20 protein-coding genes, 2 tRNA genes and 1 rRNA gene (1 of these 23 cut by a window edge) are annotated in these 26,078 nt (G+C 72.6%); 7 read left to right on the forward strand and 16 right to left on the reverse strand.

The features are described from left to right. Positions 1-231: ribosomal RNA gene (locus DER29_RS20760) — 16S ribosomal RNA — on the reverse strand; it reaches 1,284 nt to the left of the window's first position. 647 nt (positions 232-878) lie between these two features. Here DER29_RS20760 and DER29_RS20765 point away from each other — a divergent pair. Continuing rightward, positions 879-1,106: a hypothetical protein gene (locus DER29_RS20765; protein WP_121399376.1), complete on the forward strand. Its 228-nt coding sequence runs from the start codon at positions 879-881 to the stop codon at positions 1,104-1,106. 3 nt (positions 1,107-1,109) lie between these two features. Here DER29_RS20765 and DER29_RS20770 read toward each other — a convergent pair whose 3' ends face one another. The 6 genes from DER29_RS20770 to DER29_RS20795 form a co-directional block, all read right to left on the reverse strand. Beyond that, the gene (locus DER29_RS20770; protein WP_121399377.1) at positions 1,110-1,907 is read right to left on the reverse strand and encodes a carbon-nitrogen hydrolase family protein; all 798 of its coding nucleotides are present in this window, start codon (positions 1,905-1,907) and stop codon (positions 1,110-1,112) included. A gap of 211 nt (positions 1,908-2,118) precedes the next feature. After that, entirely contained in the window at positions 2,119-3,414 is a 1,296-nt protein-coding gene (clpX, locus tag DER29_RS20775) for an ATP-dependent Clp protease ATP-binding subunit ClpX (protein ID WP_121399378.1), read from the reverse strand. 218 nt (positions 3,415-3,632) lie between these two features. Then, entirely contained in the window at positions 3,633-4,295 is a 663-nt protein-coding gene (locus tag DER29_RS20780) for an ATP-dependent Clp protease proteolytic subunit (protein WP_121399379.1), read from the reverse strand. 10 nt (positions 4,296-4,305) lie between these two features. After that, positions 4,306-4,947 carry an ATP-dependent Clp protease proteolytic subunit gene (locus tag DER29_RS20785; protein ID WP_091628855.1) on the reverse strand — a complete coding sequence of 214 codons (642 nt, stop codon included), beginning with the start codon at positions 4,945-4,947 and terminating at the stop codon, positions 4,306-4,308. 169 nt (positions 4,948-5,116) lie between these two features. Continuing rightward, positions 5,117-6,463: a trigger factor gene (gene tig / locus DER29_RS20790; RefSeq protein WP_121399380.1), complete on the reverse strand. Its 1,347-nt coding sequence runs from the start codon at positions 6,461-6,463 to the stop codon at positions 5,117-5,119. A 136-nt stretch (positions 6,464-6,599) separates the two neighbouring features. Further along, positions 6,600-6,673 (reverse strand) — tRNA-Pro (locus DER29_RS20795). A gap of 191 nt (positions 6,674-6,864) precedes the next feature. On the opposite strand from DER29_RS20795, the gene DER29_RS20800 reads away from it, so the two are divergent. Next, positions 6,865-6,938, forward strand: a tRNA-Gly gene (locus DER29_RS20800). 99 nt (positions 6,939-7,037) lie between these two features. On the opposite strand, the gene DER29_RS20805 is transcribed toward DER29_RS20800, so the two are convergent. Further along, on the reverse strand, positions 7,038-8,201 hold the full coding sequence (locus tag DER29_RS20805; protein WP_148710091.1) for a PQQ-binding-like beta-propeller repeat protein: 1,164 nt from the start codon (positions 8,199-8,201) through the stop codon (positions 7,038-7,040). A gap of 307 nt (positions 8,202-8,508) precedes the next feature. Between DER29_RS20805 and DER29_RS20810 the strand changes: the two genes are divergently transcribed. Next, on the forward strand, positions 8,509-8,928 hold the full coding sequence (locus tag DER29_RS20810) for an ASCH domain-containing protein (RefSeq protein WP_121399382.1): 420 nt from the start codon (positions 8,509-8,511) through the stop codon (positions 8,926-8,928). 67 nt (positions 8,929-8,995) lie between these two features. Here DER29_RS20810 and DER29_RS20815 read toward each other — a convergent pair whose 3' ends face one another. After that, the gene (locus tag DER29_RS20815) at positions 8,996-9,454 is read right to left on the reverse strand and encodes a carboxymuconolactone decarboxylase family protein (protein ID WP_121400081.1); all 459 of its coding nucleotides are present in this window, start codon (positions 9,452-9,454) and stop codon (positions 8,996-8,998) included. Positions 9,455-9,606: 152 nt separating this feature from the next. Here DER29_RS20815 and DER29_RS20820 point away from each other — a divergent pair, with 152 nt between their 5' ends. From DER29_RS20820 to DER29_RS20835, 4 genes are all read left to right on the forward strand, one after another. Continuing rightward, entirely contained in the window at positions 9,607-10,473 is an 867-nt protein-coding gene (locus DER29_RS20820) for a sigma-70 family RNA polymerase sigma factor (RefSeq protein WP_121399383.1), read from the forward strand. 106 nt (positions 10,474-10,579) lie between these two features. After that, entirely contained in the window at positions 10,580-13,774 is a 3,195-nt protein-coding gene (locus DER29_RS20825) for an Hsp70 family protein (protein ID WP_121399384.1), read from the forward strand. A gap of 117 nt (positions 13,775-13,891) precedes the next feature. Then, the gene (locus DER29_RS20830; RefSeq protein ID WP_121399385.1) at positions 13,892-15,115 is read left to right on the forward strand and encodes a S8 family peptidase; all 1,224 of its coding nucleotides are present in this window, start codon (positions 13,892-13,894) and stop codon (positions 15,113-15,115) included. Positions 15,116-15,358: 243 nt separating this feature from the next. Further along, positions 15,359-16,456: an FAD-binding oxidoreductase gene (locus tag DER29_RS20835; protein ID WP_121399386.1), complete on the forward strand. Its 1,098-nt coding sequence runs from the start codon at positions 15,359-15,361 to the stop codon at positions 16,454-16,456. A gap of 126 nt (positions 16,457-16,582) precedes the next feature. Here DER29_RS20835 and DER29_RS20840 read toward each other — a convergent pair whose 3' ends face one another. The 7 genes from DER29_RS20840 to DER29_RS20870 all read right to left on the reverse strand — a co-directional run bounded on the left by DER29_RS20840 (position 16,583) and on the right by DER29_RS20870 (position 26,030). Further along, positions 16,583-17,731 (reverse strand): MFS transporter, encoded by a 1,149-nt coding sequence (locus DER29_RS20840; RefSeq protein WP_121399387.1) that lies wholly within the window; start codon positions 17,729-17,731, stop codon positions 16,583-16,585. 18 nt (positions 17,732-17,749) lie between these two features. Beyond that, a complete protein-coding gene (locus tag DER29_RS20845; protein ID WP_121399388.1) occupies positions 17,750-18,607 on the reverse strand; it encodes a family 3 encapsulin nanocompartment shell protein in 858 nt (285 codons plus the stop codon). After that, positions 18,604-19,341: a sulfotransferase family protein gene (locus DER29_RS20850; RefSeq protein ID WP_121399389.1), complete on the reverse strand. Its 738-nt coding sequence runs from the start codon at positions 19,339-19,341 to the stop codon at positions 18,604-18,606. The genes DER29_RS20845 and DER29_RS20850 overlap by 4 nt, the downstream gene beginning before the upstream one ends. Before the next feature lie 40 nt (positions 19,342-19,381). Next, entirely contained in the window at positions 19,382-20,365 is a 984-nt protein-coding gene (locus DER29_RS20855) for an aldo/keto reductase (RefSeq protein WP_121399390.1), read from the reverse strand. 44 nt (positions 20,366-20,409) lie between these two features. Then, positions 20,410-23,535 carry an amino acid adenylation domain-containing protein gene (locus DER29_RS20860; RefSeq protein WP_121399391.1) on the reverse strand — a complete coding sequence of 1,042 codons (3,126 nt, stop codon included), beginning with the start codon at positions 23,533-23,535 and terminating at the stop codon, positions 20,410-20,412. 598 nt (positions 23,536-24,133) lie between these two features. Then, positions 24,134-25,702, reverse strand: a complete 1,569-nt coding sequence (locus DER29_RS20865) for a fatty acid--CoA ligase (RefSeq protein ID WP_121399392.1) — start codon at positions 25,700-25,702, stop codon at positions 24,134-24,136. 37 nt (positions 25,703-25,739) lie between these two features. Then, entirely contained in the window at positions 25,740-26,030 is a 291-nt protein-coding gene (locus DER29_RS20870) for a hypothetical protein (RefSeq protein WP_121399393.1), read from the reverse strand. Positions 26,031-26,078 lie beyond the last annotated feature (48 nt).

Below are 26,078 nucleotides of genomic sequence, written 5' to 3' on the forward strand. Positions count from 1 at the left end.
GCCGCGAGCCCATCCCAGGCCGAAAAACTTTCCACCACCAACCATGCGACCGGTGGTCCTATTCGGTATTAGCCCCGGTTTCCCGGGGTTATCCCAAAGCCTAGGGCAGGTTGCTCACGTGTTACTCACCCGTTCGCCGCTCGAGTACCCCGAAGGGCCTTTCCGCTCGACTTGCATGTGTTAAGCACGCCGCCAGCGTTCGTCCTGAGCCAGGATCAAACTCTCCAACAAAAACTTGTTGAAACAGTCATCCCGGCAACAAAAAGTGTTGCCAAAGGAATCCAAGACCAACAAACCACGAATGGCTTGCCAGTCCGGGGTATAAATCAATTTGGCACTGGCTTATCAAGCACCCTGTTGAGTTCTCAAAGAACAACCACACACCACTCGGGTGTCTCACATCGTGAGAACCCGCTTGGGGCAACTCCTCTACCTTACTTGGTTCACTTCCCGCCGTCAACCTCGTGTCCGAGGTGATCTAGGGAAGTGCTCCAGGTCCACGATGACGCTCGCCGCATCACGGCGGTCGTTGCTGTCGTGGGAAGCCGCAGACCGGCCGATTGCCACTCTATGGCCATCCGCCCGGCTCCTGCCGGCTTTCGAACTCTACCCGGTCGGCCTCGCGATCGCAACCCCGTCTCGGAGTGTCCTCGCACCGCCCGGATCCTCAGCCTCGCTCGGCGTCTCCGCCACGAGCCTGGTGCCGTTGTCGGCCGGTTTGTCCGGCCTCCCGCGTGCAGAGAGAAAGTTACGCCGCCCGCTCCGAGAAGGCAAATCGGCGTCCTTCACTGCGGGCATCGCCCCGGCCGCCGGCGGTCGCGCATTCGTGATGACCGCGTGGGGTCCGAAGGCAGCCCCGGCGTGCCAGAGTGTCTGTCATGGCTGACCTCCCGCGCACCCGGGTGACCGTGCTCGCCGAGGACGCGCTGACGGGACTGCTGCTGCCGTTCTGGCAGCTGGTCATCGGCGCCTTCGTGGTCTTCGTCGTCCTGGTCTCGGTGGCTCGGCTGGCCCGCCGGGGTCGCTCCCGCATGACGACGGCACTACTGGTCACGGCCGCCGCGATCGCCGGCTTCGCCGTGCTCGGCGTACTGCTTCAGGGATGAGCGTCAGAGGCGGCGGTTCGCCAGGCTGGGCAGCTCGGCGCGGATGGTCCGCAGCCGTTCGAGGTCGAGGTCGGCAACGGCCAGGCCCGGGCCGTCGGGCACCTGGGTGAGCACCGTCCCCCACGGGTCGACCACCATGCTGCGCCCGTAACAGGTCCGGCTCGGCTCGTGGTCGCCGGTCTGCCCCGCCGCGGCGACGAAACACTGGTTCTCGATGGCCCGCGCGCGGAGCAGCACCTCCCAGTGATCCCGACCGGTGTGGACCATGAAGGCCGCCGGCACCACGAGCAACTGGGCCTCGCCCTCGATCACGAGCTGCCGGTACAGCTCCGGGAACCGGAGGTCGTAGCAGATCGACAGGCCGACGCGAAGGCCCTCGATGTCGACGACCACCGGCTGTTCGCCCGGGGCCACGGTCGCCGACTCCAGGTAGGAGACCCGGCCGGGGATCTCCACGTCGTACAGATGGATCTTGCGGTAGCTGGCGGCGAGCGTGCCTGAGCGGTCGAAGACCAGGGAGGTGTTCCAGGCGCGGGCCGGATCCGGCCCGCGCTCACGGATCGACCCGGCGATCAGCCAGATGCCCAGCCGCCGGGCGACGCCAGCGAAGAACTGGCCGACCTCGCCGTCGACCGGCTCCGGTTCGGGGAGGCCCGCGGCGGGACCGAGGTAGTCGACGCACTCGGGCAGGAGCGCCAGGTCCGCGCCGGCCGCCGCCGCGCGTTCCAGCAGGGCCTCGGCGGCCGCGAGGTTCGCCTTACGGTCTTCCCGGGAGTTCAGCTGGCAGACGGCGACGCGCATGGGGATCAGCGTACGACCGGAGCGGGCGCGGCGACAGCGTCGAAGGGCGCTGGCGGGGCTCCCGGTCACGGGTGGGTCGGGCCTCCGGCGCCGGCCAGGCCGGGGCGGACGGCGTCGATTTCCCGGAGTCGTGCAGCGTCGACGCGGCGAACATCGCGACCACCAGACGACACCGCGCCCGACCGGAGCGGTCGGGCGCGGCGACGGTGGATCAGGCCGACTTCTCCTCGCGGTCCCGCCGGGCACGCCGGCCGGTGAACTCGCGGGGCACGATCGTCGGGTTGACGTTCTCGAGCACCACCTCGCGGGTGATCAGCACCCGGGCGGCGTCGGGGTTGCTCGGCACCTCGTACATCACGGAGAGCAGGACCTCTTCCATGATCGCGCGCAGGCCGCGGGCGCCGGTGCCGCGCAGCATCGCCTGGTCGGCGATCGCCTCCAGGGCCGGCGGCTCGAACTCCAGCTCGACGCCGTCGAGCTCGAAGAGGCGCTGGTACTGCCGGACCAGGGCGTTGCGCGGCTCGGTGAGGATGCGCACCAGGGCGGTGCGGTCGAGGCTGCGCACGTTGGTGATCACCGGGAGTCGGCCGATGAACTCGGGGATCAGCCCGAACTTCAGCATGTCCTCCGGCATGACCTGGCTGAAGATGTCGTCGGTCGACCGCTCGGAGACCGACCGGAGCCGGGCGCCGAAGCCCGTGCCGCCGTGACCGGTGCGGGACTCGATGATCTGGTCGAGCCCGGCGAAGGCGCCACCGCAGATGAACAGCACGTTGGTGGTGTCGATCTGGATGAACTCCTGGTGGGGGTGCTTGCGCCCGCCCTGCGGCGGCACGTTCGCCACCGTGCCTTCCAGCATCTTGAGCAGCGCCTGCTGGACGCCCTCGCCGGAGACGTCCCGCGTGATCGACGGGTTCTCCGACTTGCGGGCGATCTTGTCGACCTCGTCGATGTAGATGATGCCGGTCTCGGCGCGCTTGATGTCGTAGTCGGCGGCCTGGATCAGCTTGAGGAGGATGTTCTCCACGTCCTCGCCGACGTAGCCGGCCTCCGTGAGCGCGGTGGCGTCGGCGATGGCGAACGGCACGTTCAACATCCGGGCCAGGGTCTGCGCCAGGTGGGTCTTGCCGCATCCCGTCGGGCCGAGCAGCAGGATGTTGGACTTGGCCAGCTCGACGGCGTCACTGCCGGAGCCCGGCGCGCCGGCCGCCTCGGCCTGGATCCGCTTGTAGTGGTTGTAGACCGCGACGGCGAGCGCCTTCTTGGCCTGGTCCTGCCCGACGACGTAGGTGTCGAGGAACTGGCAGATCTCCATCGGCTTGGGAAGCTCTTCCCACTTCACCTCGCCGGACTCGGCCAACTCCTCCTCGATGATCTCGTTACAGAGATCGATGCACTCGTCGCAGATGTAGACCCCAGGGCCCGCGATGAGCTTCTTGACCTGCTTCTGCGACTTACCGCAGAACGAGCATTTCAGTAGGTCGCCGCCGTCACCGATCCGTGCCACCTACGTTCTCCCTGCACTCGTCGGCCGGAGACCCGGCCCTCGCCTGCGGACGTGGAAGCGTCCGCCTCGTTTCACCCCGCTCGTTCACCCCGCCGGCGGACCGGTGGAGCGGCACAGACCCGACGTTACCCGCTGGCGGAGGTTTCTCCGACCCCCAAAACGGGTGTGTCAGACGGTCGGCCGGGAGCGGACTCCCGGCCGACCGCGACCCGAGCGTTTCAGCTGGCGGCGTTGGCCGCCAACAGGCCCTTCTTGCGGCTGGTGAGGATGGTGTCCACCAGCCCGTACTCCTTGGACTCCTCGGCCGTCATGATCTTGTCACGGTCGATGTCCTTGCGGACCTTCTCGATCGGCTGGTTGCAGTGCCGGGAGAGCATCTCCTCGAGCTGCGTGCGCATCCGCAGGATCTCACGGGCCTGGATCTCGATGTCCGAGCCCTGCCCGTAGCCGCCCTCGGTGGCCGGCTGGTGGATGATGATCCGCGAGTTCGGCAGCGCCATCCGCTTGCCCGGGGTGCCGGCGGCCAGCAGCACGGCCGCCGCGCTGGCGGCCTGGCCGAGGCAGACCGTCGAGATGTCCGGCCGAACGTACTGCATGGTGTCGTAGATCGCCGTCATGGCGGTGAACGAACCACCGGGCGAGTTGATGTACATGATGATGTCTCGGTCCGGGTCGGTGCCCTCGAGCGTCAGCAGCTGCGCCATCACGTCGTTGGCCGACGCGTCGTCGACCTGGACGCCGAGGAAGATGATCCGGTCCTCGAAGAGCTTGTTGTAGGGGTTGGACTCCTTCACCCCGTACGACGTGCGCTCGACGAACGACGGCAGGACGTAGCGGTTGTGCACGGCCGCGAACTGGGGCGGCAGGCTCAGGTCGGTCATCGTCAGCTCCTCAGCTCAGGGTCCCGGCGCCATCCGGAACCTGGGCGGCCCCGATGATCACCTTGTCGATGAAGCCGTAGTCCAGGGCCTCCTGGGCGGTGAACCAGCGGTCGCGGTCGGAGTCCGCCTCGATCTGCGCCTGGCTCTGGCCGGTGTGGTGCGCGACCCGCTCCTGGAACATCCGCTTGGTGTAGAGCATCTGCTCCGCCTGGATGGCGATGTCGGACGCGGTGCCGCCCAGACCGCCGGAGGGCTGGTGCATCATGATCCGCGCGTGCGGCAGGGCGTAGCGCTTGCCCTTGGTGCCGGCGCAGAGCAGCAGCTGACCCATGGACGCCGCCATGCCCATCGCCACGGTCGAGACGTCGTTGTCGATGAACTGCATGGTGTCGTAGATCGCCATGCCGGAGTAGACCGAACCGCCCGGCGAGTTGATCCAGAGGTTGATGTCGCGGTCCGGGTCCTCCGCGGCGAGCAGCAGGAGCTGCGCGCAGATGCGGTTGGCGACCTGGTCGGTCACCTCGCTGCCCAGGAAGATGATGCGTTCCTTGAGCAACCGGTTGTAGACCGAGTCGTCGAGGTTGCCAATGGTGTCGCCACCGCGGGCATCGATCGCCCGGAGCGGCTTCGCTTGGATGTGCATGTCGGTCATGGCAGCCCTTCGCTCTCCGTACCGTCCTACCCGACACTAACCGCTCAGCCGGATGGCAGAGCGCCGGTCCGGGCAGTGTTCGCTATCAGCGCAGCACCGCCGAGGCGTACCCGAAAAGGGAATCGGCCGCCGTCCACCGCAGGCGGCGGACGGCGGCCTCCCCGCACCGTCAGTGCTCGTGGTTGTGCTCGGCCTCGCTCTCGGCGCGCAGCGCGTCGAGGGTGACCTCGTTGCCCGCCGAGTCCTTGATCTTGATGCGCTCCATGACCGAGGCCAGGGCCTTGCCCCGCCGCACGTCACCGAAGACGGCACCGGCCGCGCCCGAGCGGACCAGCTGGTCGTAGTACTGCTGCGGGGCCATCCCGGCGCGCTGGGCCCGGTGCACGATCTCGTGGCCGAACTCGTCGTCGGAGACCTGCACGTCCTCGGCGTCGGCCAGGGTGTCCAGCAGCAGCTGGACCTTGACGCCCTCGGTCGCCGCCTCGGTCAGCTCGGCGTCGATCTGCTCCTCGGTCTTCTCCTCGGCCGCGAGGTATTCCTCCAGGGAGGCGCCGATCCGCTCGAGCTGGTCGATCATCGCCTGCTTGCGGTTCTCGACCTCCTCGCGGATGACGCCCTCCGGCGCCGGCACCTCGGCGGCGGCCACCATCTGCTCCAGCGCCTTGTCCCGGGCGGCGTAGATCTGCTCGACCCGCTTGCCCCGGGTGACCCGCTCGCGCAGGTCGCCGCGCAGCTCCTCGATGGTGTCGAACTCGCTCGCCATCTGGGCGAACTCGTCGTTGAGCTCCGGCAGCTCCTTCTCCTTGACCGTGCGGACGGTCACCGCCACCTCGGCGTCGCGGCCGGCGAAGTCGCCGCCGACGAGCTGGGTGGTGAAGCTGGTGTTCTCGCCGGCGGCCAGGCCGACGACGGCCTCGTCCAGGCCCGGGAGGAGCTGCTTGCTGCCGACCTCGTGGGAGATGTTGCTGGCGGAGCCGCCCGGCACGTCCTCGCCGTCGACGGTCGCGTTCAGGTCGATCTGGACGTAGTCGCCCTCCTGGGCGGCCCGCTCGACGGTCTTCAGGGTGGCGAACCGCTCGCGCAGGCTCTTCACCTGCTCGTCGATCTCGCTGTCGTCGATCTGCAGCTCGTCGACGGTCACCTCGATGGTGGCCGGGTCCGGCAGGGTGATCTCCGGGCGGACGTCGACCTCGGCGGTGAAGTTCAGCGAGTCACCGTCGTTGAACTCGGTGATCTCGACCTCGGGGCGGCCGAGCGTCTTCAGGTCGTGCTCGCGGACGGCGGCGAGGATGTTCTGCGGGATGGCCTCCTGCACCGCCTCGTTGAGGACGGTGCCCCGGCCGACCCGCTGGTCGATCACGGCCGCCGGAACCTTGCCCTTGCGGAAGCCGGGCACCTGGACCTGCTGCCCGATCTCCCGGTACGCCTTCCTGAGGCTCGGCTCGAGCTCGACGAACGGCACCTCGATGGCGAGCCGCACGCGCGTCGGGCTCAGAGTCTCGACGGTGCTCTTCACAGGCGTACTCCTTGACGGATCTCGGTTTTAGTCTGGGCGTGATAAGCCCATCGAGTGTAGGCGAGCCGGCCGGACGCACCGGCAGCGGCCGGGGACCGCGCGGAGGGCGACCCCGGCGACCGGCCGCGGACGACAGTCGGGGTGGCGGGATTTGAACCCACGGCCCCTCGCTCCCAAAGCGAGTGCGCTACCAAGCTGCGCCACACCCCGTGGCGACCAGCAGTGTATGCCGTCGCGACCCGCCGGACGTGCCGGGGCGTCCCTCAACGCGCCGAAGGGGGACCAACCAGACATCCGGCGCGGCCAGGACCCGCCCGCCGCTTCCCCGGGCGGGATACGGCTGCGCGGGGCGGGCGGGTCATTGGGTACGCTGTCGGCGCGCCCACGGCATCCGGGCGTACGCGGGCGTAGCTCAATGGCAGAGCTTCAGTCTTCCAAACTGACGGTGCGGGTTCGATTCCCGTCGCCCGCTCCAGCAGTACCGGCCCAGGTCAGCGACGTGATCGCCGAGCCTGGGCCGTCCTTGTTCCAGCCGTACTGATGTTGGGTGCCCGCCAGCCGTGAAAGACCGGGGCTAGAGGCCGTAGACGGTCAGCTTCGTGCCGTCGGTGACATACACCCTGCCGTAGGTGACCACGAGCTGGTCGACCGCGCCGGTGAACGCCGGCGCTTTCAGCGGGGCACCGTCGACCGGGTTCAGGGTGTGCACCCGGTCGCTCTTGGCGGTGACGTACAAGACGCCACCCGCGATGATCGCCCGCTGGTGCTGGCTTTCCGGAATGCTCCGGCTCCAGATCGTGGCACCGGTGCTGCGGTTCAACGCGGAGACGGTGCCCTCGGTTGAGGTGACGTACAGCCTGGTCGGGGTGACCACCACGAACCTCGGGTACAGGTTCGACGCGAGCCAGGTCAGGGTGCCGGTCGTCGCGTCGAGGACCTGCAGGCTGTGCCCCCACCCGACGTAGAACTTGGTCCCCGCCTCGTCGGCCGCGAGCGGCCGGTACTCACGGTTCTCAGTGGTGTGGATGATCCTGCCGGTGCCGATGTCGACGATGCTGCTCGTCAGGGGTCCGCCACTAGTTCCGGTTCCGGAGACAACGACGCGACCGTTCGCCGAGACCGGCTGTTGCATGTACTGGTCGCGCTGCCACAGCAGCTGTCCGTCGGCGATGCGGTAGGCGCGCGTGTCAATGCTGTAGCGGCTTTCGCCGGAGACCACGACGACGCCCCGGTCGACGAGGATCTGCGTAACCCAGCCCTCGTCGTCGAAGTCCCGGACCACCGTCCCGGTCATAGCGTCGAGCACGAAGATCTGGCTGGAATCGGCGCCAGGCATGGCCGGGCGGTCGTTCACCGCCAAGACGATCTGGCCGGCCGTGTGGACGATCTGCGAAGGCCACCGGAACCTCTCCGGGTCCGGCTCGAAGCGCCACTTCTGCGCGCTGGTCTCCTCGTCGGTGGCCGTGACACCAATGTCGTCCTGTGTGTACACGAGCCCGTCGGCGACGACCGGTGCACGCTGGCCGGTCCGGGCCGGGGTGCCGGTGTACGTGAGCTTGAGGTTCGGGACGGTCGGGACCGTCACCTTCGACTCGTTGGGATTGAATCCGCTGTTGCTGACCAGGTAGCCGGACATGGCCCACCAGCCCGTGCCGCCCGCGGCGGCCGGCGCCGCCGGCACCGCCACCGTCGCCGCTAGCACCGCGGCAGCGGTCAGCACCTTCAGTGGATGCTTCACCCGTACCTCCCCGTTGGCGCGGCGTCGCACAACCCCGCGTTGTCTTTCCTCCCCGGCGTCGTGCCGGGATGCGTCCCTGCTGCCTCGGTGCCGCAGTGCCGGTGATCTTATGGCTCGAAGGACGTCCATGGTTGCCCGTGCCGCCCCACGAACTCCGGCCCAGGTCAGCGTCGTCGTCGCCGCGCCTGGCCGCTCTCGCGCCAGCCCAGCCGGAGGTAATCTCTCAGGCCCGGATCAGCGGCTTCGTGGTCGGTCACGGGGCCATTCGTGAAAGGCGACCGCCGTGCGACGTGGGTAGTCTTTCGGCGTGGAGCTTGATGATCTTCCGGTTGCGGAGTTCGCGTTTCCGGGACCGCTGCGGGACAGCCTGGTGGCGGCGATCCTGTCCGGCGCGAAGACCTCGACGTCCAGCCTCGTGCTCGGCTACGAGCGGGCGGACGAGGCGATGCCCGAGGTCGGGCAGCGATCGGCGGTGGTCGACTCGGCGGACCGGCGGGTGGCGGTGATCGAGGTGACCGAGGTGCGGGTGGTCCGGCTCGGCGACGTCGACCTGCAACACGCCCTCGATGAGGGCGAGGGGTACGAGTCGGTGGCGCAGTGGTGGGCCGGGCACGAGACGTTCTGGCACAGCGCGGAGGTGCGCGCGGAACTGGGCGACCCGGGCTTCACCGTCGACGACGACACCCCGGTGCTGCTCGAGCGTTTCCGGCTGGTGCACACCGTCTGAACGCCCTTCCGTCCGCGGCGACCCGGGCGTGCGGCGCCGTACGCCGCACGCCCGGGTCGGACGCCGCTCAGCCCCAGTTCTGCGGGGCGGGCTGGCGGGTGGTGGCGTTCAACCGGTTGAAGAAGTTGGTGGTGGCGAGCCAGAGCACCAGCGCGGCCAGTTCCTTCTCCTCGAAGTGCCGGGCGGCCTCGTCCCACACCTCGTCGGGCACGGGGTCGGCCCGGTCGGCGAGGCGGGTGGCGCACTCGGCGAGCGCTAGCGCGGCCCGCTCCGCGTCGGTGAAGTACGGCGTCTCCCGCCAGGCGGCCAGCGCGAACAGCCGCTCCTCGGTCTCCCCCGCCTTGCGGGCGTTGCGGGCGCCGGAATCGACGCACGCGCTGCACCCGTTGATCTGGCTGGCCCGCAGGTGGACCAGTTCCAGGGTGCTGCCGGGAACGCCGGCCGAGTGGGCCGCCTTGTAGAGCAGGTTGATCGCCTTCACCGTGTCGGGGAGCAGCGTCGCGGGGTTCTGCATACGGGCCTGCATGGACATCTCGCACGGTCCTTCCTGTTACGCTGCCGGCCTTCGCCGTCGCAGCGCTCCTGGTTCCTCACCCTGCTGTCGACAGCCGGAGGAGCGACGTGACAGATGTGACCCGGGCCACACCAGAACGGGACAACCGCCGGGGTGGCGATGCCGTGAGCGACACCGACCTGCTCGCTGAGCGCTTCGAGGAGCAGCGCCCCCGGCTGCGTTCCGTGGCCCAGCGGATGCTCGGCTCCCGGGCCGAGGCCGACGACGCGGTACAGGACACCTGGTTGCGGCTCAGCCGCGCCGACGCCGACGGCATCGACAACCTGCCCGGCTGGCTCACCACCACCGTCGGGCGGGTCTGCCTCGACCGGCTGCGATCCAGCGCCGCGCGGCACGAGCGGCCCGCCGACGTGGCCGCCGACGAGTCGACCACGCCCGGAGCCGGCGAGGTCGACCCGGAGCGGGAGGCGATGCTCACGGAGTCGGTCGGGCGCGCGCTGGACGTGGTGCTACGGACCCTCGGCCCCACCGAACGGCTGGTGTTCGTGCTGCACGACATGTTCGCGGTCTCCTTCGACGAACTCGCGCCCGTCGTCGACCGCAGCCCGGCCGCCGTACGGCAGATCGCCAGCCGGGCCCGCCGGCGCGTACAGGACGGGTCGCTGGCGCCGGAGACCGACCGGGCCCGGCAGCGCGGGACCGTCGAGGCGTTCCTCGCCGCGTCCCGCGAGGGGCGCTTCGACGACCTGCTCACCCTGCTCGACCCGCACGTCGTCCTGCGCTCCGACGCCGCGGCCGTCCGGATGGGCGGGGCGGGCGAGGCACGCGGCTCGGCCACGGTGGCCGCCTTCTTCTCCGGCAAGGCGCAGGGGGCGCTGCCGGCGTTCGTCGACGGTGCGCCGGGAGCGGTGGTGGTCGTCGACGGCCGTACCCGCCTGGTGCTCAGCTTCGTGGTCACCGACCGGATCCTCGGCATCGAGGTGGTCGCGGACCCCGACGAGATCGCCGGCCTGGACCTGATCGTGGGCTGACGGCCCGCGCAGCCTGAGCCGCGCGTCAGGGCGCGATCGGCCCTGGTGCGGCTGCTGCGTACGATGCGGGGCCGGGCATCCCCTCGTCCCGCGGAGGTAACGGCAGATGGCAGGCCAGCACGAGGGGTACGCCCTCGGCGTCGACCTCGGCACGTCCCACACCGTCGCCGTGCTGCGCCGGCCCGACGGGCACACCCGCCCGCTGCTCGTGGACGGGCAGCCGATCATCCCCTCCGGCGTGTACGCCGACACCGACGGGCTGCTGCACGCCGGTCGCGACGCCCAGCGGCTGGCCCGCACCGATCCCGGCCGGTACGAGCCGAACCCGAAGCGGCGCATCGACGAGCCCGCGGTCATGTTGGGCGGTCGCCGGTACCCGCCGGCCGATCTGCTGGCCGCGACGCTGCACGCGGTGGCCCGGGCCGCCGTCGAGGCGGTCGGGTTCCTGCCCCCGGCCGTGCTGACCTGCCCGGCGACCTGGGACGCCGCCCGCCGCCAGGTGCTGGCCGACGCCCTGGCGACGGCCGGTTGGCCGTCGGCGGCCGAGCACACGCTCTCCGGTCCCACGCCGCCCGGCACCCGGCTGCTGCGGGAGCCGGTGGCCGCCGCCCGCTACTACACGCAGGTGCTGCGCCGCCCGGTGCCGGTGGGCGGGACGATCGCGGTCTTCGACTTCGGCGCCGGGACGCTGGACGTCGCGGTGCTGCGCAACGAGGGCGCCGACCCGTGGGGCGACTCCGGGTTCACGGTCGTCACCGCGGGAGGTGCCGACGACCTCGGGGGCCTGGACCTGGACGTGGCCCTGCTGGGTCGGCTCGGCGAGCTGGTCGCCGAGGCGCACCCGGCGCGGTGGGAGCGGCTGACCCGACCGGAGTCCGCGACGCAGTGGCGGGAGCGGCACGAGCTCTGGGAGAACGTCCGGGGCGCGAAGGAGATGCTGTCGCGGGTCACGGCCGCGCCGGTGGCCGTACCGGGGGTGGAGGCGGCGGTCACGCTCACCCGCGCCGACCTGGAGCGGGTGGCCGCGCCGCTGCTGGGCCGGGCGGTGGCGGTGACCCGGGAGGTGGTCGGCGCGGCCGGCCTCGACCCGCAGCAGCTCTCCGGCCTGTTCCTGGTGGGTGGCGCCACCCGGATGCCGATGGTGGCCCGGCTGCTGCACGCCGAGCTGGGCGTCGCCCCGACCGTGCTGGAGCAGCCGGAGCTGCCGGTGGCCGAGGGGGCGCTGACCGACCTGCCCCTGCCCCGGCGGGCCCGGTCCGCCGACGCCTTCGCCGCGCCCGCCGCCGCGCCGGCGCAACCCCCCGCGCCCGCCGTCCCGGCGCAATCGGCCGGAGCACCGCGGCCCGATCCCGCCGCGCCGGCACCACAGGCCGCCGCATCGACACCGCCCGACCTGCCGGCGCAGCCCGGATCCGCCGGCGGGCCGCCGCACGGGTCGGCCGCGCCCCACCAGCCCGCCGCGCCGGGCGGGGGTGCCGGCGGCCAGGACGGCAACGCGCCGACCGTGCCCGCCGGCCCGGCCCCCACGCCGACCGCCGTCGCCGGACCGGAGGGCGTCACGCCGGCCCTGCCCGTCGGGCTGGCGCCGACCATGGTCGCCGGCCCGCCGACCGCCCCGACCGTGCCCGCCGCCCCGTCACCGGCCACCCCGTTCGCCCCGCCCGGCGCAGGCCCGTCAGCGTTCGCGCCGCCGTGGGCGCCGGGGGCGTACCCGTCGTCGGGCGCACCGGCCGGAGGCACGGCACCGTACGTACCGCCGGGGACTCCGGCCGCCGGCCCGGCCTCGGGCGTACCGGCCGGAGGCGGGGCACCGCCGGGCGTACCCCTGGGCGGTCCCGCGGGGTCGTGGTCGGGCGTACCCGTCTCCGGGACGCCGGTGTCGCCGTCGCCCGGCGGCGGCCGGAGTGGGCCGGCGCTCCCCCGACGCCGGGCGCTCTGGATCTCGCTCGCCGCCGTTCTCGCGCTGGCCGGCGTGGCGACCGCGGCGGTGCTGTACCTGACCCGGGACCGCTACCCGGCCCTGGAGTTCCGGACCGTCGACCAGCTGACCCGGGTGCCCGCCGGCACGCAGCGGCCGGCGGACATGTTCACCGCGGTCCTCGGCGACCGGGCTTACCTCGGGTATCCGCTCGACGACGGGCGGCTGGAGGTGGTGGCGATCGACGCCGGCACCGGCGCGGTGAAGTGGCGCAAGCAGACGGCGGCGTCCTCCGAGCGGTGGAAGCGGATCGTCGCCCTGCCCGGCGCGGTCGCCGTCTTCGCCGACGCCATCGGCGACGACACTCCCCGCGACCTCGTGCTGCTCGACGGCGCCTCCGGCGACCAGCGGTGGCACCGGCCGATCCTGGGCAACGACGACGTCCTCTTCGGCGACGGCGTCGCGGTGCAGGTGGACCGCGCCGGGAAGCGGCTCGTCGGGCTGAGCCTCGGCGACGGCCGCGAGGAGTGGACACAGCCCAGCCCGCGCGACGAGTACGACAACACCCGCACCAGCGTCCACCCGGTCACCACGGACGAGGCGCTGGGCGGCCCGGCCTTCCTCGACGGCTCCCCGCGCGATCCCTGGCGGGGCGAGGTCAGCCGGATCGTGCAGGTGGGCGCGGACCGGTCCGTCCGGCTGATCGACATGGGCAGCGGCCGGGTGGTCCGCACCCGTGCCGGGGTGGCCGACCACGACGACCTGGTGGTGGCGCACGAGGACCGGCTCTACGTGGCCCGCGACGACGCCGGTTACCAACTGCTGGCGTACGACCTGACGAGTGACGCCCAGCCGAAGGTGCTCTACACGGCCGAGGACGACAAGCGCCGCCCGGAGGCGTTGGTGCCCTGCGGCGAGCGGCGGGCGTGCCTGCTGGAGGTGACCGGCGGCGACGACGAGACCACCGAGGTCGTGGCGGCCACCGAGGAGAAGGTGAGCCGCTGGGACGCACCGCGGGCCACCCGGCTCGTGCCGCTCGGCGAGCACCTGCTCGCCCGGCGGACCTCCCCGGAGTCGGCCGGCACGCTGTTCGACCCTGACGGTCGCGCCGTGCTCTCCGAGCGCGGCGGGGTGGCGGTCCGGCTCGACGCGGGCAACCTGCTGCTCCTCGCCGACCCGCCCAGCTCGATCGAGGACGACCACAGCGTCGCCGGGATGTCGGTGGGCTCGGGCGAGGTCGCCGAGCTGGGCCAGCTGGCGGACGTACGCAGCGACAGCTGCTCGTGGAACACCAGCGTGATCGCCTGCGGTGCCGGTAGGCAGAGCGGGGACGTCGGGGCGGAGTCCCCGTACGGCTTCGTGCTCTACCGGTTCGCCGAGTAGCCGATACCCGACAGCCATTCAGATGGATCTATATAGCCGATAGCCTCCTCTCAACGGCCAGGCTGCTCCGCTTCCGGTCACGAGCCGGCGCGGGGCCGACAGGAGGAGGACCGGCAGATGACACTTCCCCGTACCCGGCGATGGCGGGCCCGCGCGGTGGGCGTACTCGCCGCCGCCACGGTCGTCGCCGCGATGGGCACCCCCGCGGCGGCGGCCCCGGCCACCGGCGAGATCCTGCACGCCGACGCCGCGAGCGCGGTGACCGACGGATACGTCGTGGTGCTCAGGGACGACGCGGTCGGACGCGCCGGCGACCGGCGGGCCGCCGTGACGGACGCCGCCGGCCGGCTGGCAGACCGCTACGGGGCCACCGTCGACCGCGTCTACGGGCACGCGCTCAGCGGATTCGTGGCGCACCTGCCGGAGCGGGCCGCCCGCCGGCTCGCCGCCGACCCCGCCGTGGCGTACGTGGAACGGGACCGGGTGGTGACCCTCGTCGGGCCGGGCGTGCAGCTCAACCCGCCGTCGTGGGGGCTGGACCGGATCGACCAGCGCCGCCTCCCGCTCGACGGCCGGTACGCCTACCCGAACACCGCGCACAACGTGCACGCGTACGTCATCGACACGGGCATCCGGAGCACGCACGGCGACTTCGGCGTCCGGGCCGGCGGCGGCGTCGACCTCGTCGACGGCGGCCCGGCGGACGACTGCAACGGCCACGGCACCCACCTCGCCGGCACCATCGGCGGCACCCTGCACGGGGTGGCGAAGGAGGTTTGGCTGCGGCCGGTGCGGGTGCTCAACTGCGCCGGCAGCGGCACCTTCTCCCAGGTGATCGCCGGGGTGGACTGGGTCACCGCGAACGCCGTGCGGCCGGCGGTGGCGCTCCTCGCGCTCGGCGGCGGCGCCAGCACGGCGCTGGACGCCGCGGTGAACCGGTCGATCGCGTCCGGGGTGACCTACGCCGTCACGGCGGGCAGCTCGAACGCCAACGCCTGCAACTACTCCCCGGCGCGGGTGGCGGCGGCGCTCACCGTGGCCGGCACCACCAGCACCGACGCCCGGATGCCGAGCGGCAACCACGGCAGCTGCATCGACCTGTTCGCCCCCGGCGCCAACATCACCTCCACCTGGCACACCGGCGACGCGGCGGCGGTCACCATCAGCGGCGGCTCGATGGCCGCCGCACACGTCGCCGGCTGCGCCGCGCTCGCCCTCTCGGCCAACCCGACCTGGAGCCCCGCCCAGGTGGCGGCTCATCTGGTCGGCAGGGCGACGACCGGCGTGGTCACGGGCGTGGTCAGCGGCACGCCGAACCGTCTGCTCTACTGCGGCCCCTGAGCCCACGCGGGCGTCGGACGCCGGTGCCCGGCCGAGCCGCCGGGCACCGGATCCGGCGTACGTCCGAGCTGCCGGGCACCCGTTCCCGAGTGCTGCCCGCGCGGCCCGTCGCACCGGCGGGCCGCGCGGTCCACTCTCGGGGGTGACGCGGTCCAGTCTCGGGGGTGACGCTCGGATCGCGGCTCGGCGATCGATGTTTGTCGACCCTTGTCCCCGGTGGGTCCGCCGACTACCGTTCAGTCGATGATCGATTACCTGGTCATCGGCGGGGGCATCGCGGGCGCCAGCGCCGGACACCATCTCGCCGCGTACGGGACCGTGGTGCTGCTGGAGATGGAGCAGGTTCCCGGCCACCACTCCACCGGCCGCTCGGCCGCCACGTACTCCGAGTACTACGGCGGACCGGCGGTGCGCGCCCTGACCCGGGCCAGCCGGGGCTTCCTCACCGCGCCGCCGCCGGGGTTCACCGAGCACCCGCTGCTCACCCCGCGCGGCGTCCTCACCCTCTGCCCACCCGGCAGCGAGGACGCCTTCGAGGCGGCGCTGCGCGACGGGGCCGAGGTGGACCCGCCGGCCCGCGAGATCGACGTCGCCGACCTGCCCCGGCACTGCCCCGTCGTGCGGCCCGAGTGGTGCCGGCGGGCGATGGTGAAGCCGGCCGTACGGGACCTGGACGTCGCCGCGCTGCACCAGGGGTACCTGCGGGGCGTCCGGGCGGCCGGGGGCCGGGTCGTGTGCGGCGCGCGGGTGCGCCGGCTGCGGCGGGCCGGCGGCGGATGGCAGGTGAGCACGGACGCCGGCGAGTTCACCGCCCGGGTCGTCGTCAACGCCGCGGGTGCCTGGGCCGACGAGGTCGCGGCGGCGGCCGGCGTACGACCGCTGGGGTTGACGCCGCTGCGACGCACCGCCTTCCTGGTGGACGCGCCGGCCGGCGTCGCGGCGGCGGACTGGCCGATGGTCGGCGACGTCGACAGCAGCTTCTACTTCAAGCCGGAGTCGGGACGCCTGCTGGTCTCCCCGTGCGACACCACTCCCGTGCCGCCGGGCGACGCCCGCCCCGACGACCTCGACGTGGCGATCGGCGCCGAGCGGGTGCAGGCGGCGACCACACTGGAGATCCGCCGCGTCCACCAGCCCTGGGCCGGGCTGCGGACCGCCGCCCCGGACGACGTGCCCGTGATCGGCCCGGCGACCGACGCGCCGGGCTTCCTCTGGATGGCCGGGCTCGGCGGCTACGGCGTACAGACCTCGCCCGCGGCAGGCGCCCTGCTCGCCGCGCTGGCGGTCGACGCCAAACCCCCCGTGGACCCCACCCCCCTCTCCCCCACCCGCCTCCCCTGACCACCCGGCCCCCGGCCACCCGCGTCGATCTCGAGGTTGGCGGCAGCCGAGGAGATCGACTTCGCCGCCAACCTCATGATCAGCGGGGTTACAGGGGGCGGGGGTGGGGGAGGGGGTGGGGGTGGGTTAGAGGGAGCGGCGGCGGGGCAGCATCGTCAGCGCCGAGAGGGCGGCCGACAGCAGCGCTGCCAGCAGCATCACCTGGAAGACCGCCGGGTAGCCGGACACGCTTGCGACCAGGCCGGCCAGCGGCGCCCCGGCCACCAGGCCGATGTCCCAGAACGAGGTGAACGCACCGAGCGCCGCCCCCTGGTGGGCCGGATCCGTGCGGTTGATCACCAACAGGGCCAGCGCCGGGAAGAGCAGCGAGAGCCCGGCGCCGATCACCAGCCCGCCGAGGACCGCGACCAGCAGGTTCGGCGCGAGCGCGACGAGGAGCAGCCCCACCGCCTCCACCAGGGCCGATCCGACGGCCACCCGGCCGGCGCCGAGCTTGTCGGGCAGCCCTCCCACGAAGAGCCGGACCCCCACGTAGGTGAAGCCGAACGCGTTGAGCGCGGCGATGCCGTTCTCGACGCCCCGCTCGGCCATGTGCAGGGCCACGAACGAGGCCAGCGCGGCGTAGCCGAAACCGGCCAGGGAGAGCGCGACGCCGGGCGCCACCGCACTGCGGGGCAGGATGCCGGCCCGGCCCGCCGGGCTCGCCTGCTGCGGCCCCGGTCGGGCGGCGACGAACGCGGCCCCGGCGGCCGCCGCCACGACCGCGAACAGCCACACCGCGGCATAACCGGAGGTACGCAGCAGCACCGCGCCGAGCACGGTGCCCAACGTGATGCCCAGCCACATGTGGATGCCGTACAGGCCGACGACGCGGCCCCGCCGGTCGGCCGGCGCCAGCGCCACCAGCCAGGCCGCGCCGGCGGTGTAGACGGCCGCCTCGCCGATCCCGTGCAGGACCCGGACGCCGACCAGCACGCCGACGTTGCCGGCCACCAGGTAGGCCGCTCCGGCGGCGGCACACACCAGCGCCCCGCCGAGCATCACCGTCCGGTACCCGTGCCGGTCGCCGATCCGGCCGGCGATGGGCCGGGCGATCACGGCGGAGACCGCGATCGCGGCGATCACCACCCCCACCTCGACCCGGTTGCCGTCCAGCTCCTCGAGCACGTAGAACGGCAGCACGGCAAGGGACGCGCCCACGCCGAGCAGGCACAGGAAGATCGCGGCGAAGAGCGGCGCTATGGGCCGGTAGTACGACAGTTTTCCGCCGGTCATGGCTATGCGATGACGCTCCTAGGCCGGTACGACGTGGAAGAAGTGGGTCGGCAGGTGCACGGCCAAGCCCTCGTGGATCTCGGCACAGACGGCAGGGCCATCGATGGACAGCGTACCGGGCGGCGGGGTATCGACGCGAATCGAGGACCGCCCGGCGTCCAGCAGGCGGGCCGCCATCGCGAAGTCCCCCACCACCGCCTCGCCCGGCGCCACCATCCGCGTACGGCTGATCTGGACGCCGTTGCGGGTCAGGTCCGCCAGCAGCGCGCCCCGGCCGAGCAGGTGGGTGTAGTAGTCCCTCGGGTTGACGATCATCGCGTGCGGGGTGGCCCCGGTCTGCTCGATCTCGTCGCAGGCGGCGAGCAGGCCGCTGAGCCAGTCGTGCCGGTACGGCAGCCGCCCGATCTCCGGGTGCCGCAGCAGGCCGCCCTCGCCGATGGTCAGCGCCTGGTTCTCGGCCGTGGCGAGGCGGACCAGCAGCCGGTAGTCGATGAAGGAGGTCAGCCCTTCCGGGTCGTCGGCGAGTTCCTCGGGGATGCGCACCCAGGCACGGATCGGGTGCACCCCGGCGGAGGCGGTGCCGAACCGGAAGGCGGCCTCCCTGCGCAGGCCCGACTCGTGCACGGCGGCGGCCTCCCCCGCGTCGGGCCGGCCCTCGCACCAGAACCGGACCGGCTCCATGCCGACCGGCCGCTTGCGGAACAGATTGCGGACGGTCACCCGGGGGCGTTCCTTGGTCGGCTGGAAGGCGTCCGTGATGGTGTAGTCGAAGCGCACCTCGGCGCCGGCGGGATCGTCGGCGTACGCGCGGGCGAACAGCTCACCGGGCGACAGCGTCGACGACGCGGTCACGGGCGGCGCGGCGGTGGTGGTCATGAGTCCTCCCCGATGGAGATGGCGTGCCGGATCAGCCGCTGGTAGAAGGGCTGGTGGTGGTCGTGGTACGACCGCAGGGTGTCGTTGTTGGCGACGGTCACCTCGAATGACTTCTCGACCGGCGAGAAGCCCGAGGTGCGTTCGACGTCGAGGTGCCACTTGCGGGTGCGCCGCCACTCGGCGCGCTCCCCCGGCGCCCAGTTCAGCGCCTCCGGCCGGTACGGCAGCCCCACGGCGGCGCACCAGGCCGACACCGTCTCGCCGGGGTGCCGCAGCAGGTCCTCGGCCCGGATCACCACCGGCGGCCGGCGCGCGGTGCGGCTGACCAGGTCGAACAGCTCCCACTGGTGCTCGTAGCCGATCTCCGGGCAGGTCACCGTCGGCTTGATCGCGTAGTGCGAGCTGATCGTGCGGGCCGGTTCCCGGACGATGAAGGTGTGCGTGACGTCCGCGATCGCCCCGGGATCGGCGAACAGGTGCTCGTAGCGGTATTCGAGCGTGTCCTTGACGAAGACCGTCCGGTCCCGGCCCAGCTCCGTCAGGTGCGCGACGACCTTGGCCGCGTCGGTCACGGTGACGGTGCCGCCGCCGGCGGTGGGCAGCTCGACGTGCCCCTCGTCGAAGAGGGTGACCAGGGGCTCGTGGACGACCGTGACGTCGCCGCGGGCGATCATCATGCGCAGGAACGCGGTGGAGAGCGCCCGGGGGTGCGCCCACATGGCGATCACCGGCATGCGGGCCTCCCGTACCGCGTCGCCCGGCGCTGCGACGCGCTCACTGCGACCACGACGTGGGCTTGCGGTCCCACCGGTGCGCGCGCAGCGTGTCCAGCAGCCCCGCGTCCAGCGGCACGCCGTCGCTGACGGCGAGGTTGGCGCGGACGTGCTCGACGCGGCGCATGCCGGGGATCACGGTGCTCACCGCCGGGTGGTGCAGGATGAACCGCAGGGCCAGCTCCGGCATGGTCATCCCGGCCGGCACGTCGGCGGCCAGCCGCTCGGCGCGCTCCACGCTGGGCAGCAGGTTCTCCGGCCCGAAGTACGTGCTGCGCCAGTCCTCCTCCGGCCAGGTGCTGTCGGCGGTCAGCGTGCCGGTCAGCGTCCCCTCGTCGAACGGGACCCGGGCGATGATCGCGATGTCGTCGCGCTGGGCGCGCGGGAACAGCTCGTCCTCCGGCGCCTGGTCGAAGATGTTGTAGATGACCTGCACGACGTCGATCAGGCCGGTGTCGAGGGCGGCGTGGCAGTTCGTCGGCTCCCACCGGTTGACGCTGATCCCGACACCCTCGACCACGCCCTCCCGCTTGAGGTCCGCGACGGCCTCCTGCCAGCGGCCGTCGGCGGCCCACCGGTCCTCCCAGACGTGGAACTGGAGCAGGTCGATCCGGTCCACGCCGAGGTTCTCGAGGCTGCGGTGGGTGAACTCGCGGATGTGCTCGGCCGGGAAGACGTCGTCCAGGCTGTCCTGGGGGCCGGGCGGCCACTCGCGGTTCTTCGGCGGGATCTTGGTGGCCAGGTACAGCCGACGGTCCTGGTGCCGGCGCACCAGGCCGCCGAGGAGCTGCTCACTGACGCCCCGCCCGTAGACCCAGGCGGTGTCGAAGAAGTTGCAGCCCCGTTCCACCGCCTCGTCCAGGCAGGCCGGTGCGGTGTCGTAGTCCCAGCCGGTGAAGCCGCCGGGTCCACCGCCGATGCCCCACATCCCGTACCCGACCTCGCTGACCTGCCAGCCGAGCCGACCCATCCTGCGGTATCGCATTCCACTCCCTAATCCGTGCCGGTCACCGCGTCGCGCGCGGCCGTTCACCCTGGTCCCGCCGGCAGCAGCAGCCGGTCGGCCTCCCGCCGCACGTGCTCGCCCAGCCAGGCGCGGTAGGCACCGACGGACGGGCCGAGCCGGTGGTCGCTGAAGCCCCGGTGCCGTTCCAGCTCGGCGCAGCCGTCGCGCCGGAAGAGTCGGGGGTTGTCGGTGAGCAGCGTCGCGAAGACCGCGCGCAGCGGCTCCTCGTCGGCGCCCGCGCCGGGCGGGAAGAGGGCCAGCAGCACGGCGGCGTCGCGGTCGCCCTCGTCCGCCGCCTCGCGCAGCCCCGCCAGGAACCGCCCGCAGCTCACCCGGGGCAGGGCGTCCGGACCGGCCAGCGGCAGGTCGGTGAAGTCGACGCTCACCGGGTGCAGGACGTGCAGCGTGCCGCCCCACTGGCGCGGGTCGACGACCGTGGCGACGATCCGCCGGGCGGCCCAGTCCACCGGCGTCCAGTCGGAGCGCACGGGCGCGTCGGGCCGCATCCGCAGCCGATGGCAGGCCGCCAGCAGCAGGTGGGTCAGGGCCCGGGGGTTGGGGTGGCCGTCGTCCGCCGCGGGCATCACCTCGCCGAGGCGCAGCATCGTGATGGTCGCGCCCCGCCGCCGGGCGTCGTCGAGATACCGCTCCGCCACCCACTTCGACCGGCTGTAGCCGCTCGTCGGCGGGACGGCGAGGGCCGGGTCGTACGTCTCGGGCAGCGGCTGGGGATGGCGGGCGGCCTCGCTGTCGAGGACGCCGAGGGTGGAGACGTGGTGCAGCGGCTTCGGCCGGCCCGTCAGGCACAGCCGCAGCAGCTCGGCGGTGCCGAGGACGTTCGCGGCGCGGTGGGCCCGGTAGTCGAACAGGAAGTTGACCAGCGCCCCGGCGTGCAGCACGAGGTCGCAGTCGTGGGCCAGCCGGTCCCACGCCTGCGGGGTCAGGCCGAGGGCCGGCTGGCCGAGGTCGGCCGCGTACCCGTGCAGGCGCAGGCCGTGGCCGGGCCGCCACAGGCCCCGCTCAGCCAGCGCGCGCACGACGCGGGCGGTGGCCTCGGCGTCGTCGGCCGCGCGGGCCAGGCACAGCACCCGGACGTCGGTGGTGGCGAGCAGCTCGTGGACCAGGCGCGCGCCGACGAATCCGGTGGCCCCGGTGACCAGGACCGTACGCGGTGCCCGGCGCCGGCCGACGGGGCGTACGGGCAGGTCGGCGGGGACCTTCGCGTCCCGCTCCACCAGCTCGTCCTCGGTCTCGGCGGGGTCGGCCGCGCGCAGCCGTACCGCGAGCGCCCGGGCGAGCCGGGCGGCGCTGCGGTGGGTGAACAGGTCCTGCACGCCGACGCGGAGGCTCTGGTCCGCGCCGAGGGCGGTGACCACGTCGAGGGCCTGGAGCGAGTCGCCCCCGGCGTCGAGGAAATCGGTGTCGGGGCCGAGGTCGGGCCGGCCGAGGACCGTCCGGAACACCCCCAGCACACGGTCGGGCAGCGTCCGCGCCTCGGCGGGCGCGGCCGACGGGCGTGTCCGGTCGGCGAGCGTACGGTCCAGCCATGCCTCCAGCGCCCGCCGGTCGACTTTGCCGTTGCCGGTCAGCGGCAGCGCGTCGCGCACGACGACGTGCCGGGGCACGTGGGTCCGGGGCAGCAGCCGCCGCAGGTGCGCCCGCACCTGCGCCTCCGTCACCTCGGGGTCGGCGGCGAGGAAGAGTGCCAGCGACTTCCCCCGGTGCTCGCGGGCGAGCAGGACCTTCGCCTGCCGTACGCCGGCCAGCCGGGTGGCGGCGGTCTCGATCTCGCCGGCCTCGATCCGCACGCCGTTGACCTTGAGCTGGTGGTCGCGGCGGCCGGCGAAGTGCAGCCGGCCGTCGGGGGCGATCCGGCCGAGGTCGCCGGTGCGGTAGAGCCGCGGGCCCGGGATGTCGGGCAGCGGGTTGGGCACGAACACCTCGGCGGTGCGGGCCGCGTCGCCGAGGTACCCCTCGCCCAGACACACGCCGCCGATGACGATCTCGCCGGTCTCGCCCGGCGGCAGGGGCCGCAGCTCGGCGTCCACCACGGCGGCGTAGCAGTTGTCGATGGGCCGGCCGATGGGGATGACGTCGCCGTCGGATCGGGCGACGGTGTGGAAGATCATGCCGATCGACGCCTCGGTGGGGCCGTAGCCGTTGGTGACCGCCACCCCCGGCACCAGCTCGACCAGGCGGTGCACCGCCCACGGGTCGATCTCCTCGCCGCCGACGATCACGTTGCGCAGCGACGCGACGGCGCGGCGGGCGGCCGGGTCCCGGTCCAGGACCGAGACCAGCGCGCCGAGCACGCTCGGCACGAAGTCGGTCATCGTGACGGCCTCGTCGGCGATGGTCCGGACGGTCCGCTCGACGTCGAGGAACCCGCCCTCGACCGGCACCACCGTCCGGCCGCCGGTGGTCAGCGGCCAGAACATCTGCCACACCGACGAGTCGAAGGTGTGCCGGCTGTTCTGGAGCACCACCTCGTCGCCGGTCGCCGCGAAGTGGCGAGACATGAACCGCAGCCGGTTGGCGATCCCGTCGTGCCGGTTCAGCGCGCACTTCGGGGTGCCGGTGGTGCCCGAGGTGAAGATGCCGTAGATCAGGTCGGCGGGACCGATCGGCACGCCGGGCCGGCGGCGGGTCGGGGTGATCTCGTCGAGGTCGACGGGCAGGCAGGGGACGTCTCCGGTGTCGGGACGCGGGCCGGCGCCGCGTACCACCGCGAGCCGGGGCCGGACCACCCGCAGCGAGGCGTGCAGCCGGTCCGCCGGCCAGCCGGGATCGACGGGTACGAAGGCCGCGCCGAGCTTCATCAACGCCAGGTCGACGACGGGCAGTTCGAGCCCGTCGGCGAGCAGGACGGGCACCACGTCGCCCCGCCGGACGCCCCGCCCCGCCAGGGCGGCGGCGACGCCGTTGGCCAGGTCGTCGAGTTCGCGGTACGTCAGCGAACGGCCCCGGAACGACACCGCCCGACGGTGCGGGTGCCGGTCGACGCGCTCCTCGACCATGCCGGGCACGGCGAGGAAGGGGCCGTCGTCGTACGGTGTCACGGCGGCCGCCGGAGGGGTGGCGGTGCACCGGCAGGTGGGTCCGTCGGAGACGGCAACCGCCGCCGCGTATCCGGTGTCGCCCGCCCTCATCACGCCTCCTGTCCCCGAGCTCGCCCGGCCTGTCGTCACGCCGCGGACGGGACGAATCCGACCCGACGCACAGCAAGGGTTCTTATCGTCACCGGTCGATGCCCTGGCTGCTGGTCAAGCACACTAGAGGGCCGACCGAGAGGAGGGAACACGCAACTTTCTGCTACATCGATTTCTGTCACTTGGAAATGGCGACCGCGCCCCCGAGCGACTCCCCGCGCGCCGACCGTCCGGCGCACAGGCCTCCCACCAGGGAATCCTTCGCCCACACACCGGCGTACGCGCAGAATCCACGCTGGACCGTCGACCGCGCGGAAACGGACCGACGGGGCGGACGGACAGTCCCCGCCCTGCGGACGAGCAGGCACGATGACGGGCGGTAGCCGGCGACGCGCGGGCCGCCGGACCGGCGGCGCCTTCAGGTGGCGGACGGCCAGGAATCGGACGGGCACCCGCGCGAGGCCGACCGGACGAGCCGGCCGGGCCCCCGAGGGCGGTTCCGACCCAGCCACTGACGAGGCCACGGCGGGCTCGCCGTCGGCGCACCCGGCACGGCGGGTCGCGGTGTCCCCCTCGCCGGTCACCGCCGTCATCGCGATCAGCTCACCCGGCGCTCGTGCCCCTGCCAGAACCGCTCCCGCAGCTCACGGCGCAGGACCTTGCCACTGGGGTTGCGGGGCACCCGGTCGATGAACTCGTAGTGCAGCGGCTGCTTGAAGCCGGCGAGCTGGCCACGCAGGTGCAGCGCCAGGTCGCGCTCGGTGAGCTGCTGACCCTCCACCGGCACCACGAACGCGTACACGGCCTCGCCCCAGCGCTCGTCCGGCACGCCCACGACCGCCGACTCGGCGACCAGCGGGTGCCGGCTGATGACGTTCTCGACCTCGACGGGGTAGACGTTCTCCCCCGCCACAATGATCATGTCCTTGATCCGGTCGCGGATGAACAGGTAACCGTCCTCGTCGAGCAAGCCCGCGTCCCCGGTGACGACCCACCCGTCGACGAGCGTCTTCGCCGTGGCCTCCGGCAGGTTCCAGTACTCCACCATCACGCCCGGCGACCGCAGCCAGACCTCGCCGACCTCGCCGGGGGGCAACGGGTCGCCCTTGTCGTCCACGATCTTGACCTCGAAGCCCGGGTACGGCAGCCCCGCCGACTGCATCTTGCCGCTGTCCGGGGTGTGGTCGGCCGGGGGCAGGCAGACCGCGGAGTTGCCGGTCTCGGTCAGGCCGTAGATCTGGGCGAACTCGCAGCCGAAGCCCTCGATGCAGCGGGCCAGCAGCGCCGTCGAGATGGGCGCGCTGCCGTAGACGATCTTGCGCAGCGAGGCGAAGTCCGCCTTGGTGACGCCGGGCTCCGCGAGCAGCAGTCGCAGCATCGAGGGCACCGCGAGGATGGTGGTGACCCGCAGGGTCCTGATCAGCTCCACCGCACCGGCCGTGGTGAACTCGCGCATCACCACGTTCGTGGCGCCCGCGGCGAAACCCATCGCCGCCCACGACAGGCCGCCGATGTGGAAGCCGCCGTTGCAGAGGAGGCTGACGTCGCCCTCGCGCAGGTCGAGCCAGTCCAGGTTCTCCGAGGCGAGCCCGTCGCGTACCGCGAGGAAGCTGCGGTGCGCCAGGACGACGCCCTTCGGCAGGCCCGTCGTTCCGCTGGTGTACATCTGCGCCAGCGGCGTGTCGGACGTGACCTTGGCCAGCACGTTCGCGTCCGGCTGCGCCGACACCCAGGCCGCGAAGCCGGCGCGGGCCACGCCGTCGGAGTCCAGCGCCACCACCTGTCGCAGCATCGGCAGTTCCGGCGCCAACTTCTCGGCGACGACGGCCGAGTCGGAGTCGACGAAGAGCAGGGCGGCCCCGGAGTCCCGCAGGATGTGCTCGACCTCGCCGGCGGCCAACCGCCAGTTGATCGGCACGAAGACCACGCCGGCCTTCGCCGCCCCGAAGAACAGGTCGTAGAAGTGCTCGGACTCCCTGCCCAGGTAGGCGATGCGGTCGCCGGGGCGCAGGCCCGCCGCCTGGAGGCCGCGCGCGACCTGGTTGCTGACGCGGTGCAGGGTGGCGTAGTCGACGCGCCGGCCCTCGCAGATGATCGCGACGGCGTCCGGCTGCTGGGCGGCGTGCCTGCGCACCACGTCGACGAGCGTGCGCAACTGAACAGTCACCGGGGTCCTCCTCAGGGGGCGTACGGGTGGGGGCGACTCACGCCGCGTCGGCCGCGAGGCGCATGCCGGGCGGGTCGACCAGCGCCATCCGCACGTCGCCCTCGGCGATGCCGCCGTTGTCGTCCCGGAAGCGCCAGGGCATGTCGATGATCTGGACGAACTCGCCCTCCGCGCTCGCCAGCCCGTTGGCCGCGATGACCGTCGCGGACTCGAGGTACCGGGTCTTCGCACCGGCGTACGGACGCAGGACGTCCGCCAGCAGTACCGGGTCGTCGGCGAATGTCGCCCGCCCGATCGGCGCGCCGTTCCTGACCGGCGATGTCGTCATCGCTGTTCCCCCTTTGTGCGCGAGCGCGAACTGAACGTAATCGCGCCC

This window comes from Micromonospora sp. M71_S20, from assembly GCF_003664255.1.
GTDB lineage: Bacteria > Actinomycetota > Actinomycetes > Mycobacteriales > Micromonosporaceae > Micromonospora.

Bases quoted from the DNA above. Each gene is read 5' to 3' on its own strand.
- DER29_RS20765 (WP_121399376.1), top strand. From the start codon at position 879: ATGGCTGACCTCCCGCGCACCCGGGTGACCGTGCTCGCCGAGGACGCG.
- DER29_RS20770 (WP_121399377.1), bottom strand. From the start codon at position 1,907: ATGCGCGTCGCCGTCTGCCAGCTGAACTCCCGGGAAGACCGTAAGGCG.
- DER29_RS20780 (WP_121399379.1), bottom strand. From the start codon at position 4,295: ATGACCGACCTGAGCCTGCCGCCCCAGTTCGCGGCCGTGCACAACCGC.
- DER29_RS20785 (WP_091628855.1), bottom strand. From the start codon at position 4,947: ATGACCGACATGCACATCCAAGCGAAGCCGCTCCGGGCGATCGATGCC.
- DER29_RS20815 (WP_121400081.1), bottom strand. From the start codon at position 9,454: ATGCAGGCCCGTATGCAGAACCCCGCGACGCTGCTCCCCGACACGGTG.
- DER29_RS20825 (WP_121399384.1), top strand. From the start codon at position 10,580: ATGGCAGGCCAGCACGAGGGGTACGCCCTCGGCGTCGACCTCGGCACG.
- DER29_RS20830 (WP_121399385.1), top strand. From the start codon at position 13,892: ATGACACTTCCCCGTACCCGGCGATGGCGGGCCCGCGCGGTGGGCGTA.
- DER29_RS20835 (WP_121399386.1), top strand. From the start codon at position 15,359: ATGATCGATTACCTGGTCATCGGCGGGGGCATCGCGGGCGCCAGCGCC.
- DER29_RS20840 (WP_121399387.1), bottom strand. From the start codon at position 17,731: ATGACCGGCGGAAAACTGTCGTACTACCGGCCCATAGCGCCGCTCTTC.
- DER29_RS20845 (WP_121399388.1), bottom strand. From the start codon at position 18,607: ATGACCACCACCGCCGCGCCGCCCGTGACCGCGTCGTCGACGCTGTCG.
- DER29_RS20850 (WP_121399389.1), bottom strand. From the start codon at position 19,341: ATGCCGGTGATCGCCATGTGGGCGCACCCCCGGGCGCTCTCCACCGCG.
- DER29_RS20855 (WP_121399390.1), bottom strand. From the start codon at position 20,365: ATGCGATACCGCAGGATGGGTCGGCTCGGCTGGCAGGTCAGCGAGGTC.
- DER29_RS20860 (WP_121399391.1), bottom strand. From the start codon at position 23,535: ATGAGGGCGGGCGACACCGGATACGCGGCGGCGGTTGCCGTCTCCGAC.
- DER29_RS20870 (WP_121399393.1), bottom strand. From the start codon at position 26,030: ATGACGACATCGCCGGTCAGGAACGGCGCGCCGATCGGGCGGGCGACA.